Source organism: Methylocucumis oryzae (assembly GCF_000963695.1).
GTDB lineage: Bacteria > Pseudomonadota > Gammaproteobacteria > Methylococcales > Methylomonadaceae > Methylovulum > Methylovulum oryzae.
The window spans coordinates 1-15,421 of record NZ_LAJX01000184.1 but is presented as its reverse complement, the minus strand read 5'-3'; the positions used below and the strand labels follow the sequence as shown (position 1 = coordinate 15,421).

General features: G+C 43.8%; 20 protein-coding genes and 1 pseudogene. 14 read left to right on the top strand and 7 right to left on the bottom strand.

The window, feature by feature from the left end; all coding sequences use genetic code 11:
* From VZ94_RS16095 to VZ94_RS27140, 10 genes are all read left to right on the top strand, one after another.
* A partial coding sequence (locus VZ94_RS16095) for a CPBP family intramembrane glutamic endopeptidase (protein ID WP_045780003.1) occupies nt 1–449 on the top strand: 449 nt, incomplete at its 5' end.
* Nucleotides 446–997, top strand: a complete 552-nt coding sequence (locus tag VZ94_RS29445; RefSeq protein WP_109867712.1) for an FAD-binding protein — start codon at nt 446–448, stop codon at nt 995–997. The genes VZ94_RS16095 and VZ94_RS29445, both read left to right, overlap by 4 nt.
* A 22-nt stretch (nt 998–1,019) precedes the next feature.
* A complete protein-coding gene (locus tag VZ94_RS29440) occupies nt 1,020–1,256 on the top strand; it encodes a glycolate oxidase subunit GlcE family protein (RefSeq protein ID WP_109867711.1) in 237 nt (78 codons plus the stop codon).
* Nucleotides 1,257–1,294: 38 nt separating this feature from the next.
* Nucleotides 1,295–1,507 (top strand): FAD-linked oxidase C-terminal domain-containing protein, encoded by a 213-nt coding sequence (locus VZ94_RS29435; protein WP_109867710.1) that lies wholly within the window; start codon nt 1,295–1,297, stop codon nt 1,505–1,507.
* On the top strand, nt 1,507–2,703 hold the full coding sequence (gene glcF / locus VZ94_RS16085; protein ID WP_045780001.1) for a glycolate oxidase subunit GlcF: 1,197 nt from the start codon (nt 1,507–1,509) through the stop codon (nt 2,701–2,703). Before VZ94_RS29435 ends, glcF begins: the two co-directional genes overlap by 1 nt.
* Nucleotides 2,694–3,287 carry a hypothetical protein gene (locus VZ94_RS16080; RefSeq protein ID WP_052700646.1) on the top strand — a complete coding sequence of 198 codons (594 nt, stop codon included), beginning with the start codon at nt 2,694–2,696 and terminating at the stop codon, nt 3,285–3,287. Before glcF ends, VZ94_RS16080 begins: the two co-directional genes overlap by 10 nt.
* A gap of 108 nt (nt 3,288–3,395) precedes the next feature.
* Nucleotides 3,396–4,871 (top strand): KGGVGR-motif variant AAA ATPase, encoded by a 1,476-nt coding sequence (locus VZ94_RS27155; RefSeq protein ID WP_204369179.1) that lies wholly within the window; start codon nt 3,396–3,398, stop codon nt 4,869–4,871.
* Between the two features lie 114 nt (nt 4,872–4,985).
* Nucleotides 4,986–5,219 (top strand): hypothetical protein, encoded by a 234-nt coding sequence (locus tag VZ94_RS27150; protein ID WP_204369178.1) that lies wholly within the window; start codon nt 4,986–4,988, stop codon nt 5,217–5,219.
* Between the two features lie 50 nt (nt 5,220–5,269).
* Nucleotides 5,270–5,440 (top strand): hypothetical protein, encoded by a 171-nt coding sequence (locus VZ94_RS27145; RefSeq protein WP_204369177.1) that lies wholly within the window; start codon nt 5,270–5,272, stop codon nt 5,438–5,440.
* Nucleotides 5,421–5,912, top strand: coding sequence for a hypothetical protein (locus tag VZ94_RS27140; RefSeq protein WP_204369176.1), 492 nt, complete (start codon nt 5,421–5,423; stop codon nt 5,910–5,912). Before VZ94_RS27145 ends, VZ94_RS27140 begins: the two co-directional genes overlap by 20 nt.
* Before the next feature lie 195 nt (nt 5,913–6,107).
* Here the strand turns inward: VZ94_RS27140 and VZ94_RS32375 are convergent, their stop codons facing one another.
* From VZ94_RS32375 to VZ94_RS16055, 6 genes and pseudogenes are all read right to left on the bottom strand, one after another.
* Nucleotides 6,108–7,109: a hypothetical protein gene (locus VZ94_RS32375; RefSeq protein ID WP_338040464.1), complete on the bottom strand. Its 1,002-nt coding sequence runs from the start codon at nt 7,107–7,109 to the stop codon at nt 6,108–6,110.
* A gap of 195 nt (nt 7,110–7,304) precedes the next feature.
* Nucleotides 7,305–7,961 (bottom strand): annotated as a pseudogene (locus VZ94_RS32370) (NAD-glutamate dehydrogenase domain-containing protein); the annotation flags it as partial.
* Nucleotides 7,885–9,063 (bottom strand): NAD-glutamate dehydrogenase domain-containing protein, encoded by a 1,179-nt coding sequence (locus VZ94_RS32365; RefSeq protein ID WP_338040463.1) that lies wholly within the window; start codon nt 9,061–9,063, stop codon nt 7,885–7,887. The gene VZ94_RS32365 and the pseudogene VZ94_RS32370, both read right to left, overlap by 77 nt.
* A 122-nt stretch (nt 9,064–9,185) precedes the next feature.
* A complete protein-coding gene (locus VZ94_RS32360) occupies nt 9,186–9,443 on the bottom strand; it encodes an NAD-glutamate dehydrogenase domain-containing protein (protein WP_045780000.1) in 258 nt (85 codons plus the stop codon).
* Nucleotides 9,444–9,456: 13 nt separating this feature from the next.
* Nucleotides 9,457–9,882, bottom strand: coding sequence for an ATP-binding protein (locus VZ94_RS16060; protein ID WP_045779999.1), 426 nt, complete (start codon nt 9,880–9,882; stop codon nt 9,457–9,459).
* Between the two features lie 24 nt (nt 9,883–9,906).
* Nucleotides 9,907–10,239 (bottom strand): STAS domain-containing protein, encoded by a 333-nt coding sequence (locus tag VZ94_RS16055; protein ID WP_045779998.1) that lies wholly within the window; start codon nt 10,237–10,239, stop codon nt 9,907–9,909.
* Between the two features lie 308 nt (nt 10,240–10,547).
* On the opposite strand from VZ94_RS16055, the gene VZ94_RS16050 reads away from it, so the two are divergent.
* Nucleotides 10,548–12,722, top strand: a complete 2,175-nt coding sequence (locus VZ94_RS16050; protein ID WP_239650005.1) for a PAS domain S-box protein — start codon at nt 10,548–10,550, stop codon at nt 12,720–12,722.
* Nucleotides 12,723–12,741: 19 nt separating this feature from the next.
* Here VZ94_RS16050 and VZ94_RS16045 read toward each other — a convergent pair whose 3' ends face one another.
* Entirely contained in the window at nt 12,742–13,191 is a 450-nt protein-coding gene (locus VZ94_RS16045; RefSeq protein WP_045779996.1) for a hypothetical protein, read from the bottom strand.
* Nucleotides 13,192–13,358: 167 nt separating this feature from the next.
* Between VZ94_RS16045 and VZ94_RS16040 the strand changes: the two genes are divergently transcribed.
* The 3 genes from VZ94_RS16040 to VZ94_RS29425 all read left to right on the top strand — a co-directional run.
* Nucleotides 13,359–14,366, top strand: a complete 1,008-nt coding sequence (locus VZ94_RS16040) for an AraC-like ligand-binding domain-containing protein (protein ID WP_045779995.1) — start codon at nt 13,359–13,361, stop codon at nt 14,364–14,366.
* A gap of 303 nt (nt 14,367–14,669) precedes the next feature.
* A complete protein-coding gene (locus VZ94_RS29430) occupies nt 14,670–14,954 on the top strand; it encodes a molybdopterin-binding protein (protein ID WP_239650006.1) in 285 nt (94 codons plus the stop codon).
* An 11-nt stretch (nt 14,955–14,965) separates the two neighbouring features.
* On the top strand, nt 14,966–15,421 hold a 456-nt coding region (locus VZ94_RS29425), incomplete at its 3' end, for a molybdopterin-binding protein (RefSeq protein WP_500684257.1).

Below are 15,421 nucleotides of genomic sequence, written 5' to 3'. Positions count from 1 at the left end.
ACGGCGTGTTAGGCACGTTACCGTTACTGGTAATGTTTTTTAGCTTGCATCAAGTCAGCGCACCAGCGATACAGCAGATTAGACACTTACTGTTAGCGACGTTAGGCCCTATGCTCTCGCCTTATTCCTGGCCGCATTTGTTGTTACTCGGTGCAATTGCCGGTTTTGCTGAAGAATTATTATTTCGAGGCGTATTAGAACCCTGGCTGGCGTCCAATTTTGGTTATATCGCTGGACTCTTATTGAGTAATTTATTGTTCGGTCTGGTACACGCGGTTACGCCACTGTATGCGCTATTAGCTGGATTAGTCGGTTTATACTTTAGCGTGTCTATGACGTTTGGCGGTGGCTATAATTTATTAACACCTATGTTAATCCACGGCTTATACGACTTTCTAGCGTTTATCGCGCTAGTGCGTATGTATCGGGCTTTGGAAAAGCCGTTATGACCGGCTTAGATCAAACAGAGGTGTTATTAGCGCAAGTGGAACACGCGCTTGCCCAGCAACAACCGTTAGCTATCGTCGGCGGCAACAGTAAACACTTTTATGGCTATACAACCAAAGGTCAAACCTTAAGCGTAAGCCAACACACCGGTATTCTACATTACCACCCTGATGAATTAGTCATAACCGCAAGAGCTGGCACGTTATTATCTGATATAAGCCAAGCGCTAGCCGAGCATAAACAAATGCTAGCGTTTGAGCCGCCCTCGTTTAGCCCAGCCGCCACCTTAGGTGGAACTATCGCATGTGGATTTTCTGGCCCTAGACGCTTATTTTCAGGCTCGGCCAGGGATTTTGTCTTAGGCTGCAAACTGATAAATGGCAACGCGCAGGTTGTAAAATTTGGCGGCGAAGTCATGAAAAATGTCGCAGGCTTTGATGTATCTAGGTTAATGGTCGGTGCGATGGGGACTTTAGGCGTATTATTAGAACTCTCATTAAAAGTCTTACCGCTACCTGAAACCACGGTTACGCACTGCTTAAACGCTTAATGTTGATAAAGCTCTTAATCAAATGAGCGTCTTATGTCGGCAATCATTACCGTTATCCGGCTTATGCTACGATGGTCAATGCTTATATGTGCGTTTATCGGGTTACGCATCAGCCTTACATGCTGCAAGCCAAAAGCTAGGCGGTGAAATCTTGCCCAACAACGACATTTGGCAGCAATTAAACGAACAAACGTTACCGTTTTTCCAAACCCCAGATCAACTATGGCGTATTAGCTACCCCCTGCCACACCGCCGTTAGCCCTACCTGGCACTTGGTTTTACGATTGGGCCGGCGGCTTGCGCTGGCTAAAAACGGATTGCTCGTCTGACATTATTTTCAAAGCCGCCGCCGATGCCAAAGGCCATGCGCTGTTATTCCGAACAGAGCGGGAAAAAACCAGCCATTGGCAACCGTTAACTGAGCCGTTATCCGCGCTCAACCGTGGCATTAAGCACGCCTTCGACCCCAAGGGAATTTTTAATCCTCAACGACTCACGCCTGACTGGTAATGCACACTCAACTTGCCGATTTTGTTAAAGCCCTGCCCGAACACGATGAATTACAAAGCATTTTGCGAGCTTGCGTGCATTGCGGTTTTTGCAATGCGGGTTGTCCAACTTATGCAGAACTGAATAATGAACTCGACGGCCCGCGTGGTCGTATTTATCTGCTTAAACAAGCGCTTGAAGGTCAGCCAGTCAGTCGAGTCACGCAACAGCATATAGACCGTTGTTTAAATTGCCGGGCCTGTGAATCAATATGCCCTTCAGGCGTACACTACGGACGCTTAGTCGATTTAGCTCAGCCTATCATCGCACAACAAGTACGCCGCCCATTCAAACAACGGCTGATTCGATTACTCGCGCTACACGTTTTCTCATATAGGCAACGCTTTCAAAGCGCTTTTCAATTAGGCTTATGGCTTAAGCCGTTACTGCCAAAATCACTTAAAGCCAAACTGCATAAACCGGCTAAGGTGGCCTACCCTACTCGCTTACCCACCTCAAACCGAACCATGCTATTACTGACAGGCTGCGTACAACCAACCCTAGCACCGAATATCGATGAGCAATGCATAGCCGTTTTTGCCCGCTTAGGTATTACGCTCATCCCAGTAACCGGCCAATGCTGCGCTGCGCTGCCTTATCATTTAGCCGACCACGAGCGTGCTAAACACTTTGCTCGCACCAATATAGACCTCTGCTTAAGCCAGATAGAACAAGGCGCCGAAGCCATTATTAGCAGTGCTAGTGCGTGTACGCTAATGTTAAAAAACTATGCTGAGCTATTACAATACGACGACGAGTACAGGGACAAAGCTCAACACTTTTCTGCGCTGTGTAAAGACTTAAGCGAAATCCTCGCACAAGAAGATTTACAACGCTTAACGCCAGAAACCAAAACCCTCGCTTTTCATGCCCCGTGTACTTTACAACACGGACAACGCTTAACCGGCCAAGTCGAAGCCGTGTTAACCCGCTTAGGCCACCATCTCTTACCCATAGCCCAAGCCGAATTATGCTGCGGCTCAGCAGGTGTTTACTCACTTTTACAACCCGACTTATCAGCACGTCTACGCGAGCAAAAACTCACCTCTCTCAGCGCCACCAAACCCGAACTTATCGCAACCGCTAATATTGGCTGCTTAAACCATTTACACAACGATAGCATTAGAGTTGTGCATTGGATTGAGTTGTGTTTGTAAAGTCTGCCACATTCCCACGCAATAACAGAGCAACCAAACAACATTTGTTACTAGCAAATAAAAACTTAAACGTTGATAAAAGCAGCAATTCAACTTATTCTGCAAGAGTTGTTTTTTATATAAATATTTTATCTATGGAAGACTTCAAAGGCGCTTATTCAGCAAGAAAAAATGATATTTTTGCATTACCTAGAAATCAAAACCATGCAATTGCTATTTTTCATTTAGGTGGAGTGGCTATTGAGTGTCAATTAAAAGCAATGCTCCTTGTTTATCATAAAATTAGCGATTGGAATAATCAAAGCCATCGTGTCCGAGATTCATTATTTGGAAAACCTATTAAAAATCCAAAACATGACTTAAGAAAAGCCCTTAGTGATATGTCGGATTTATATAATGTCGCTCTAGCAGATGGACAGTTTTTTAGGCATCTTGAAAAAATTATTCGCCCTCTAGGTTCATCAAATCCTGATTACATTAGCTTGCGTTATATTCCGCAAACAACTGAGTCTTTATCAGATTGGCATAATAGTTTTAATTACATTTGCCTCTGGTTACAAAAAAATAAAAGAACAATTCTATGAAAGCTGCAACCCAACTCAGAAAGGCTTTGACTCAGAAGTTTCCCAAACAATTTGAATTGGATATTGGTGAAGGCGGATTTGTTTTACTAACCATTATTTCAAATCGGTTTGACAAAAAAGACCCGAAAAGAACGCTTAGAGCTTGTTGAACCATTAATTAAAGAATTGGGATTAACGCCTGGAATCATAGAGCTTTATACCGCTGAAGAAGCGACCAATGAGGATATTTCAATTTCAAACACAGAAGATGCTGCTCCTTTATCATGGCAAGATGCTGTGGCAATGTTATCTGCAGGTAAAACATCTTTTGCTAAAAAACCTAAGCATTCCATTAAGCGGGTGGTGTTTTATTCCTATAAAGGCGGGGTTGGACGAACAACCGCATTAATTCAAACCGCTTTTCAATTAGCAAGACAAGGCAAGCGCGTTGTTTTAGTCGATATGGACGTTGAAGCTCCAGGATTACAAGCTTTATTACCGCCTACGGGTAAGTCAACTGATGAAGGTTTGATTGATTATCTATGGGAGCGTCAAACCTGCTTTTTTGATGAGCATCATCAGCCACAAATTGAATTAACTAATATCATATATAGCGTTAAAGATAGCCCATCACGTCGCGATTTATTTATTGTCCCCGCCGGGAAAATAGGACAACGTTATATTCAACGCTTATCTATTTTATCCACTGCGCATTTATTTTCTGCAAGCACAGACCCTTGGTATCAATTTGAAGAGGAGCTTTGGAAACAATACCAACCGGATATTATGCTAATTGATGCGCGTACCGGATTAAATGAATGGGGCGGATTATCTTTATTACAGCTTGCTGATGAAGCTTTTGTAGTTTTATATCCCAGTCAACAAAATGCCGATGGAATTTGTTTTGTTAGGAATTTATTAAAAGAATTAACAGGCGTTCAAGCTAAATTAGTTTTATCGCCTATTCCAGAAGGAATTATTGGAGAGGCTTTAATTAAATCAATTAAACCCAGTTTACAATTAATTGAAAATGAAGAACCTATTTTAATTTCCTATAACCCTAATATTGCAGGTAGTAACCAATTTCCAGTTGAAACTGCTTTACCCTATTACGCGCCATTAGCAAACCAATTACTTGAAATTAGCGGCATCGAGGAAACAGCAGTAATACTAGCAGAATCTAATCGCTTAGAATTGATTGAGTCTTTAACCTTTCCTAAAGCAAACGCTGAAAGTATTTTAGATACAGAGTTTGATTTTAATACTATTTTTCAAAAAACTGCCGATTTTGATCGTTTTTTAGATGATTCAGTATGGATAATTAGAGGGCGTAAAGGTACTGGAAAATCAACGCTTTATAAGTTATTTACCCAATACACAGAAATTGCTAAAAAGCGTTCTAGCGGCATATTAAATAACATTGTTATTTTTTCTGGGCATGGTGTTAGTAATACATTTAAACCTAATGCTGATGTCTTTTCAGATATTCAAAAGCAATTAATTATTGATGATTCAGATTGGTTATCTATATGGCGGGCTTATGCATTATTCGTCTTTATCAATCTTATCCAGAATTTACTGAGATTATTAAATCAGCAAAATTAAAACGCCCTATATTCTCGCTTAGAATCCAATTTTAAAGTTACTGGAAATATCGCATGGGAATCCAGACACACGTCTAAATTATTAGAGTTTGCAACTGATACAACATTAAATGGCTTGTGCCGTGATGCTATCACTCATTTAAATAGCTATTTAAGAAGTAAAAATCAAAAAATATGGTTGCTTTACGATGACTTAGACCAAGATATTAGAGAAAACTCAGCTTGGCAACAAGAGGCCCTTGGCGGCTTAATGCGTTTGATTTACGACACTAATAATAACAATTTATACCAGCTTCGTTTTAAGGTTTTTTTGCGCGAGGATATTTGGAGCAATTTTAGTTTTTACTAATAAAAGCCATTTTAGTGATGCCAGAACCTTACTGTTAAAATGGGACAAAGATGATTTTTTTCCGTTTAGCCTATCGTTTAGCTATTGGTGGTTCAGAAAAATTTAAAACGTTTACTCACCGTATTTTGCCATTAGCAGATAATCAATTAGATGAAACTAATGAAGAAGTTTTTGCGCCAAGCTTTATCACCCTTATGGGGTTTGCGTACTCAAAAAAATAAAAATGCTTATGTTTCAACCTGGGTTTACTCTCGTTTAACAGATTCTAGTGACAATACCTATCCGCGTTCATTAACCATTTTGTTAAGTAAAGCCAAAGAATTTGAATTGCAACAGCCTCAAGGGAAATCAGCCCCCACTGATCATTTGTTACGCTGGAACTCTCTCACCAAAGGATTAGAAATAGCTTCCGCAGAAAGATGCGATGCTATTAAAAATGAATATCCTGAGTTATCTGAATTTTTCGATAACATTGGTCAACTCGGCTCTTTATTTAGCGATGAGAAATTCAAAGAATTCTGGCAAAACGCAACACAATTACAAGCACAATTTAATACGTTTGATGCCTTTCTTAAACGATTAAAAGATATTGGTTTATTAGATGATAAAAAATATTCTAAAAAATACAATTATGTTATCGCTCCTATTTATATAGACGGCTTTAACATCAGAACAATGGGGCAGAGGAAATAGAAGCGGATAAACTTAGATTGTGCTGCTTTGAGTTCACTTTACAGGCTACCAACTTAAGTAGGGACAGGGCATTTAGAGCGCAGGACGCCGTAAATACATCCCTGTAGGCTTGGTGGCAGCATCCGTGATGCCAACACCTGCGTTCTAAATGCCCTGTCCCGTGTGGCATTGTCCCGCCTAAAGTGCATAGCCACTTTACATTATAACGACAACATCCCCCAACGCCCGCACCAAAACCACATAAGCCAGTAAATTCACCGGATTGGTTTTACTGTTCTCCAAATATATCTTTCGGTAGCGTTTAAGCGCGGCTTGATCAGCATGTCGTTGCAAATAACCGGCGCAGTTGTCGGCTTCATGGTACAGAATTTGTTTGGCCAGTAAAGCTGTGTATCGCTCGATGTCGGCTTGTAAGGTTGTGCAGACGGCTCTTACCCAATAGTCGCGTAAAGGTGTTTGGGCTAATTGTCTGGTAATATCCTCGATATTTAACGTTTTGCGCACGTCATGTACTGTCAAGCCGATTCTTACAAAATCCTGACCGGTTTCGTTTACTAATAACGCCATAAACGGAAAATCAGCGCATTGGCTGATAAGCGCTAAGGATTCCGCTAATGATTTTGGCGCGCCTTCCGCTTGATAGTGCTGTATTTTCGCTACCAAGGCATCACTAGCATGTTGTTCTAAGTAACCTCGATAGTCGTCCAGCAAACGCCGATAGGTGTTAATCGTTTCGCAATCAGGGTGCAGCCCGGCTTTATGAGCAACACTCCAGTGGCAAAATTCGCTTAAGGTTTGTTCCAGTTCTAGCAATAACCGGTATTGGTGTTCTGCCGGGATGCTATTGTCCAGACAGTAAATCGCATCTCTTAACGCTTCCGCTTGCAGTATTTTATCGAACGTTAAATAAGCGTCGACATATGCCATTAACTGTCCGTTTCCGTTATCGCCTAAGCTTAAAAAACCGCATCCACATTGGTTAATGAGCGCGTTGCTGATAACGGTAGCCTTGATTTCATGCGCTAACGGATGGCCGCTTAAATGAGCGCCGAATTGTTCACGAAATTCTGCCGGAAAATAAACTTGCAAATAGTGTTCGTAACAAGGCTTAGCTAGCTTATCAGTTTTGCTTTCAAGCTGTTGGGTTAAATACATTTTGGCGGCAGACATCAAAACCGCCAGTTCTGGCCGTGTCAACGTTTGACCCGGCCGCGCCTGAATTTCGTCGGTTAACGGGAAGGATTCTACAGCTCTGTCCAAATATCCGGCGGCTTCTAAGCGTTCAGCAACCTGTATGAATAGAGCTGGATTGTCAGCGTTGCGGCGTTGCTCCAGGGACAGACATAAACTTTGAGCATAATTGTCAACCAGTACCGCGTGACAGACAGCATCGGTCAGTTTAATGAATAGACTCTGGTAATCTTCGATAAGTTGAGCTTTATGCAGCTTAGCCAGCAGGATTTTTAAATTGACTTCATGATCCGAAGTATCCACGCCTGCCGAGTTATCAACGGCGTCAGTATTGATGCGGCCACCGTGCAAAGCGTATTCGACCCTGGCTTTTTGGGTAAACCCCAAGTTGGCGCCTTCGCCGACCACTAGGCTTTTAAATCGCACGCATCAATCCGCACATTGTCGTTATGACGGTCGCCCACCTCTTCATGCTTTTCAGTGCTGGCTTTAATATAGGTGCCGATACCGCCTAGCCACAGTAATTCAACCGGCGTTTTCAGCAAATATTGAATCAAAGATTCACCATCAATGGCTTTGAACCGAATACCTAACCATTTTTTGACTTCCTCAGACAGCGGAATGTCTTTATCGGCGCGCAAATACACCCCSCCTCCGGCTGAAATCAAAAGAACGGTCATAATCGTTCCAACTGGAGCCAGGCAGCTCAAACAAACGGCGGCGCTCGGTTAACCCGACATCGCCCGCCGGTGGGTTTGGGTCAATAAAAATATGTTGACCGCTAAAACGCCGCCAATAAGCGAATTTGCGGCGATTGCAACATACCGTTGCCGAACACGTCTCCGTCCATGCTGCCAATGCCAATCACGGTAAACGGCTGGTTCTGAATGTCTTTGCCTAATTCTCGAAAATGCCGCTTCACACATTCCCAGGCGCCACGCGCAGTAATACCCAGCGCTTTATGGTCGTAACCGTGAGAACCGCCGCTGGCAAAGGCATCCCCTAGCCAAAACTGGTAGTCGGCAGATATGCCATTCGCAATGTCAGAAAATTTAGCAGTGCCTTTATCGGCTGCTACCACTAAGTAAGGGTCGTAGTCGTCATGAGCAACGACTTGCTGGGGACTTATAATCTGGTCCCCGCAATAATTGTCAGTTAAATCCAACAAGCCGCGCATAAAGCGCATATAAGCGAGCTTACCTGCCTCGCGAAATTGCGGGTGAGTTGGGCTGAGTTTCACGACAAAGCCACCTTTAGCACCGGTAGGAATAATTAACGCATTCTTGCTGATTTGGGTTTGCATCAAACCCAGAATCTCGGTGCGAAAATCATCGATGCGGTCGGACCAGCGAATACCACCGCGCGACACTTTACCACCACGCAAATGAATGCCCTCCATATTGACGGCGTGTACATAGATTTCGTAGATTGGCTTGGGCGACGGCATATCAATCACGCCTAAACTATCGATTTTAATCGCAATGAAATAATCGTCTTGCTGATTACGTTGGTGAAAATTGCTTCTAACGGTAGCGTCTATCAAATTGAAAAAGGTTCGCAAGATACGGTCTTCATTCAAATTTTCTACCGCCGCCATCGCCTCTAATAATTGCAGCCGTAACGCATATAACACCTGCTCTTCCCTAACCATAGAGTCGCGCCAGGCGGGATTGGGTCGAAAACGTGCTTCAAAATACTCGAACAGTCCCTTAGCAACCTGATGGTTGTTAATCAAAGCCTGATGAATACTAGTTTTAGAGGTATGGTGATCAAGCTGTAGGTAATAGTTACGATACGTGCGCAATACGTCGCAAGCCTGCCAATTCAGGCCGGTGAGCGTCACCAGTTTGTTAATCGAGTCGCTTTCCAGGCGACCACCCATCACGGCTTGAATGGTTTCCAGTAATGGCTGCTCAATTGCATCTAAAGAAAGGTTATGATTCCCAGTAGCCTGCACCACAAAACTTTTTTATAAAAAACGAGCCGTTGTCGATTAATAGGTTAAATTGCACCTGATCCATTACCCGTAAATGCAAGTTTTTCAGCACAGGAATGAACTCATCCAGATAACGGGGTTCCTGGCTATAAAAAATGCAACCGGTAATGGGGAAAGAGTTTATCAGGTTTTAATAAACTAACCGGTTGCCGCGCTGTCGGCGCTGGTAATTTTTCCAGTTGTAACATGTCGCCTAGCGCATGGCGGGGAGAAATCGATAAACGATAATCGTCGGGAAATCCAGCTGCGTATTTTTGCCATAAATCATATCCGAACTGTTTACCACAGGCTTTTTCAGAAAGGCGCTTCAGTTTTTTTGTCCATATTTCATTCGGTTGTTGCATGTTAGCGCGGCCTTCAGTTCAAGTTTTTGATGATTTCCAATACGTTTTCGGTATCGGATTTTGTATAAGTCACGGAATCCATCGTTGAGCGGATAAAAAACAACCCCATGCCCCCTTCCTTAGGATTATCGAAATCAGGTTCTGGCACTGAGTTTAAATCGAAGCCCTGGCCTTTATCGTATACTTTTATGTTCAATACATTCTCGTTCAAGCAAATCGATACTCTAACAATATCTTGTTGATTTTGGTCATTAGCATGTTTAATAGCGTTAGCCGTCGCTTCAGTCAATACCAGATTCAACTGATAGGCTAAAGCCGCTTTATCGCCGGTATAAGTGTCTAATTCCTTAGCGATACGCTCTCCAATGCTGCCAATGAAATCCAAATATTTGGTTTGGGTTGGAATGATGACATCGACTTGTATGATTGAAGGGTACATTGTTATTCCTGAGTTATTCCTAAGCTAGTTATCTGTGACTTCGTTGACGCTATCGTATATTTCAAATACTCGGTTTAATCGAGTCATTTCAAACATAGTAAGCACTTGTTGCTGAATATTAGTTAAGACAAAACGGCCGGATTTAGCCAAAATATTTTTATGCCCAGATAATAATGCCCCTAGCCCTGAACTGTCGATAAACCGCACATGCTGCAGTTGTACAATAATATGATGTTCGCCCCGCTCTATCATTTGCAAAATATAATCTTTTAATTCAGCAGAGTTATGCGCATCGATTCTTTCGTCATCGATATTTAATACATTGAATTTATTTATTTTTTCAATATGTAGGTTCATGGTTTAGTGATTATTTTGTCTGGTTTGAAAATGCTAGCGGTCGTCTCACCCTCTCCAACCTGCCCTCGCCAACAGCCGGTATGTTTTAAGCCTTCCACTTTTGGCAACTCTAATTTAGGATGCCTCATGCAGCAAGCGTTATTTTACATTCTGTATCAATGCGATATAACAACTTGCTAAACAATCGCGCTAATGTATCGTTCGCGCGATTAGCCTGAGCAATATTTACCGGAAGTCGAATGGATAATCTGATTAAAAACCTGTCGTTCAATTTGTTACTCATCAGACAACAGCAAACGGATGCAACTATGAGTGCTCAAATTGTCGGCGTCAATGCCTCCGCTGCCAGTTTATTGGGGTATACAGAAGAGGAATTAATCAATCAACCACTAGCACGGATTTTACCCCATCACGAATTATCGATTTGGCCTGCGGCTTTGGCTAAGCGCAATCAGGCCGACGCTTGTTTCGGCGCCACGGTGCTTACCAAACAACAGCAACACTTTCAGGCCATACTATCGGTTTCGGATTTACCTGGGCAAGTTGGTGAACACAGCGACTTGGTTTTGTTGCTGCAGCCATTAAGGCCCGACAATGATTTTTTGGTGATGCGCCATGTCGTCGAGCAAAGCGCCAGCGCCGTGATGATTACCGATAACAAGGGCAGCATCGCCTATGTCAATCCTAAGTTCTGCGCCATGACCGGCTATTCTGCGGATGAATTGCTTGGGCAAAAACCGTCGAAATTACAGTCTGGCGAAATGTCTAAGTCGTATTACCAAGCCATGTGGGATACCTTACTCAATACCGGTGAATGCCAGGGAGAAATTTTAAATAAACACAAAAACGGCAGCGTGTATTGGGTGCATGAGAGCGTCAGTGCCATTAAAAACAGTGCCGGTGAAATCAGCCATTTTTTAGCCATAGAAGAAGACATCACGCATCGCAAAGCGGTGGAATCGGCGCTGTCAGAAAGCGAGGAGCGATTCCGGCAAATGGCGGAACTTTCCGGCGAATGGCTATGGGAACAAGACCCGCAAGGTTATTATTTGTACAGTAGCACTGCCGTCAATCAAATACTTGGCCTTAGCGAAGAGCAAATTTTAGGCAAACATTACACCCAATTATTAACGTTTCAAGATAAAGCAACTAAAAGCACTGTTTCCAGCAGCCAGCAACCGTTTCACGCTTTGCTCAATCATTATCGGCATAAAGACGGTCATCAAGTGATTACCGAATCAACTGGTTTGCCAATAATCAATGCTGATGGCAAGTTACTAAAATGGCGAGGTGTAGATCGCGACATTTCGGCGCGCGTGCAGTTCGAGCAAGCATTAATCGAATCAGAAAAACGTACTCGGCTGATTATCGAAAGTTCTATAAATGCGATTGTGATTATGGACTCCTACGGGATTATCTCTGAATGGAATCAACAGGCTGAAATCATGTTCGGTTGGTCGGCTAAAGAAGCGATAGGCCAGCGGCTGGATGAGTTAATCATACCCAGCCGCTATCACGAAGCCCATCGGCAAGGCATGCGACACTTTCTGGAGACCGGGGAAGGTCCAATTCTTAACCGGCAAATCGAACACACTGCTAAACGCCGTGATGGCAGCGAATTTCCAGTGGAGCTCAGTGTGTCACCCCTCAAACTCGGCAATGCTTATATTTTTAGCAGTTTTATCCATGACATTTCTAACCGTAAAGCAGCCGAACAACAAATCCGACAAGCCCAAGTAGACTTAGCCATTGCGCAGAGCGAAATCCATATCGCTCAGAAAATTCAGACCAGTTTATTGCCATCGGCACCGCTGAAATCTGAACGATTTGAAATAACAGGCATGTGCTTGCCAGCCGATAAAGTGGGTGGCGATTATTATGATTACTTTTATCAAGACCAACGTCATAAACTCAATATCGTCATTGCCGACGTTTCCGGCCATTCCATAGGTCCTGCCTTATTCATGGCGGAAACCCGTAGCGCATTACGGGTGCAGGCCAACACCAATACGTCTCCTGCCTCCGCGATTAGCGCTTTGAACAATTTCCTGTTTGCCGACTTAGACAAGGCCGATTACTTCATTACGCTGTTTTACCTGCAAGTAGACTTGCTGCAAAACTGTCTTATCTACGCTAATGCCGGACACCCACCACCGTTAATATTCAATCGCCACACCATGAAAATCAAGGAACTAGATGCCGACGGATTAGTCATGGGCATCCAAAAAAATGTCGACTTTGAGGAAAACACGTTACCGCTAACCGCAGGCGATGTGATTTTGTTTTATACCGATGGCTTGACCGAGACGGAAAATGCCGAAGGTGAGTTTTTCGGTTTAGAACGGGTTAAACAGGTCGTAAAGAATCACGTGCTAGAATCGCCACAGAGCATTATCGATACCTTATACAGTACGTTAAGGAACTTTTGCGGACGACAACGCTTTGCCGATGATATAACTGTGATGGTATTTGAATGGCGGTAAACGGTTTTTACGCGAATTACTATTCTTTTAATGGCAACGTAGACAATACGACAATAACCGCCCCACGGCCAAAACCATAACTGGTGGTGAATAGGCTTGCCAGCAAATACACGCGGAACACGCCAGGAAACAGCCCTTGCGCCGGGGGCTGAGCATCCAGTACCGGAAACATTGCTTGCAACATAAACAAACTGGAATTAGTGAAAGCACCCACCACCATACACCAGCGCACCGAGGTTGGCAGCGGAACTTTAGCCGCATAAAAGCCAAACAACAATGCCGACATTAACAAGAAATCCAAGTGTGCCTGAAGCACACGGGTAAATTTACCTGGAAAAATGAGCTTGAAAAACGCTAAATCAAATTTCAAGAACACCATACACCATGCGAGGCATAAAGCCATCAACAGCCATAAGGCGGCGCCTCTGAGCAACAGCACGTTTTCACAAGATAGTGTATTTTTGTTCATAATTCCTCCTAAAGCTTAAGCCGTCACAGATGATGAGTGCCCACTATAAAGCTAATAGAGGTATATTTCTTGTCCGCAACGGAACAACCTATTGACTGGGGCGGTAATAATACGCATCAACAGGCTACAATCCGCCATAAGACCATTAAGCATTGAGAGAGAAGCGCATGGACAACGATATTAACATTTTGCACAACTCAACAACGCTAGCATCCTCGCCAACACAAGCAGTCAAATACTCGACGGCTGATTTTGCGCCGCACATCCGACTAGAGTGGTTGAAAGAAGTGATAGGCCGTGAATACGCTAATGTTGAAATAACGCCGCCCAAGACCGGCGTATTTAATGAAATGCTCATTTACAGTTGGGACAAATTACGCTTGTCCGTTATCCGCTCAAATGAAATCACATTACAGCGCTTGCCACACGAGCCAGAGTTAATCAGTCAAGATGCTTATTTCGCGGTGGTTCACTTGTCTGGTAACTACCGCTTACAACAAAATGGCCGGGAGGTCTTTCTAAAGCCCGGCGACATGACGTTATACGATGCGACATTACCGCACCATATCCGTTGTCCAGAGCCTTTTGCCAAGCTAATCGTTTCTATCCCGCGTCCGTTGCTAAAAGAACGGGTTTCCGGTATTGAGCACTGTACCGCATTGCATATTCCTGGGCATTTAGGCATAGGGTCAGTGGCGACAAATTTTATTCGCTCCTGTGCAGATAAAGCCAATGAACTGAACGCGCCAGAGTTTTCCACGCTGTCCGAACATGCGTTAGACTTATTGACACTGGCCTTGGCAACCGTGCGACCAGCCTCTATCAATTTATCAACCAGCCGCACCGTCGCCCTTCATAGGGTTAAGACATTTGTAGAACATCACTTGTCTGATTCCGCATTAACTCCTGCGAAAGTCAGCACCGGAACAGGCTTGTCGCCCCGCTACATCAATTTGCTGTTTCACGATGAAGACACTTCATTGATGCGATATGTTTGGCGGCGTAGATTGGAACGTTGCCGGCAAGACATAGAAAGCGACGCTCATGCCGGACGACGTATTTCTGATATAGCTTTCCGTTGGGGATTTAACGATTTATCTCATTTTAGCCGGGGATTTCGGTTGCTGTTTGGTTGCTCGCCGACAGAATGCCGGGAAGCGGCGCATCAGAAATGATTCAACGTCGGTATAACTCTCGCTCGATGTTATCGTAAAACAATGGAGTTCAATAAAATGGCTACACACTTTAGCAGGGACAGGGTATTCAGAGTGAGGGACGCCGTGAATACATCCCTGTAGGCTTGGCGGCAGCATCCCTGCTGTCAACACCCGCACTCTGAATACCCTGTCCCGCCTTACGCTGGTAGCTCAAATCAATAAGGTGATAAGCACTAAAAAGCACGTTACAATGCCCTTCATCGGGTGTTTTAGGAATTCTTATGAGTCCATTATTGGAAATTTTTCTCGCAAGGTGAAGAAATCGTCACCGGTCAAACCGTCGATACCAATGCGGCTTGGCTAGCTCAGCAAGGTGTGCAATTAGGTTTTCAAGTGGCTAGGCATAGTACGGTTGGCGATAAGCTAGACGACTTAATTAGCTTAATGCAAACGATTGCTGAGCGTGCCGATTGTTGTTTTTGTACCGGCGGCCTAGGCCCAACTAGCGATGATTTAACGGCATTAGCGGTAGCCAAAGCCTTTGACTTAGAATTGATTTTTGATGAGGAAGCTTACCATCAAAATGCAAAACGTTTTTTGCCTTAAGACAAAAAGCTATGCCAGAAACAAATCGCAAACAAGCGTTATTACCGTCCGGTAGCTTGCGTTTAGATAACGCGTTTGGCACGGCACCAGGCTTTGCGTTACAACATCAGCGCTGTTGGTTTGTGTTTATGCCTGGTGTGCCGTCGGAAATGAAACCCATGTTTTTACACCAGGCTAAACCGGGTTTACTACAGCGGTTTCCGTTAAAACCTAGTTTGCTGGTAACGCTTAAATCATTTGGTTTAGGCGAATCCGAAATTCAACAGCGCTTGCAAGAAATCGTTATTCCACCTACTGTGCAATTAGGCTTTAGAGCGGCGCTTAACGAAGTGCAAACTAAATTATTATTCGCACCGGATTATCCTGAACTAGAACGCTTAGCATTGCTGAATCAAATTAATGCCAAGCTGGGCGAGGCGGTCTTTGCAACCATTGAGGGTAACGATGACGACACTGACTTAGCCGCA

Coding starts and splice junctions, on each gene's coding strand:
- VZ94_RS16045 (WP_045779996.1), bottom strand. CDS start 13,191: ATGAACAAAAATACACTATCTTGTGAAAACGTGCTGTTGCTCAGAGGC.
- VZ94_RS16050 (WP_239650005.1), top strand. CDS start 10,548: ATGAGTGCTCAAATTGTCGGCGTCAATGCCTCCGCTGCCAGTTTATTG.
- VZ94_RS27145 (WP_204369177.1), top strand. CDS start 5,270: ATGATTTTTTTCCGTTTAGCCTATCGTTTAGCTATTGGTGGTTCAGAA.
- VZ94_RS16055 (WP_045779998.1), bottom strand. CDS start 10,239: ATGAACCTACATATTGAAAAAATAAATAAATTCAATGTATTAAATATC.
- VZ94_RS29445 (WP_109867712.1), top strand. CDS start 446: ATGACCGGCTTAGATCAAACAGAGGTGTTATTAGCGCAAGTGGAACAC.
- VZ94_RS29440 (WP_109867711.1), top strand. CDS start 1,020: ATGAGCGTCTTATGTCGGCAATCATTACCGTTATCCGGCTTATGCTAC.
- glcF (WP_045780001.1), top strand. CDS start 1,507: ATGCACACTCAACTTGCCGATTTTGTTAAAGCCCTGCCCGAACACGAT.
- VZ94_RS16040 (WP_045779995.1), top strand. CDS start 13,359: ATGGACAACGATATTAACATTTTGCACAACTCAACAACGCTAGCATCC.
- VZ94_RS16060 (WP_045779999.1), bottom strand. CDS start 9,882: ATGTACCCTTCAATCATACAAGTCGATGTCATCATTCCAACCCAAACC.
- VZ94_RS32360 (WP_045780000.1), bottom strand. CDS start 9,443: ATGCAACAACCGAATGAAATATGGACAAAAAAACTGAAGCGCCTTTCT.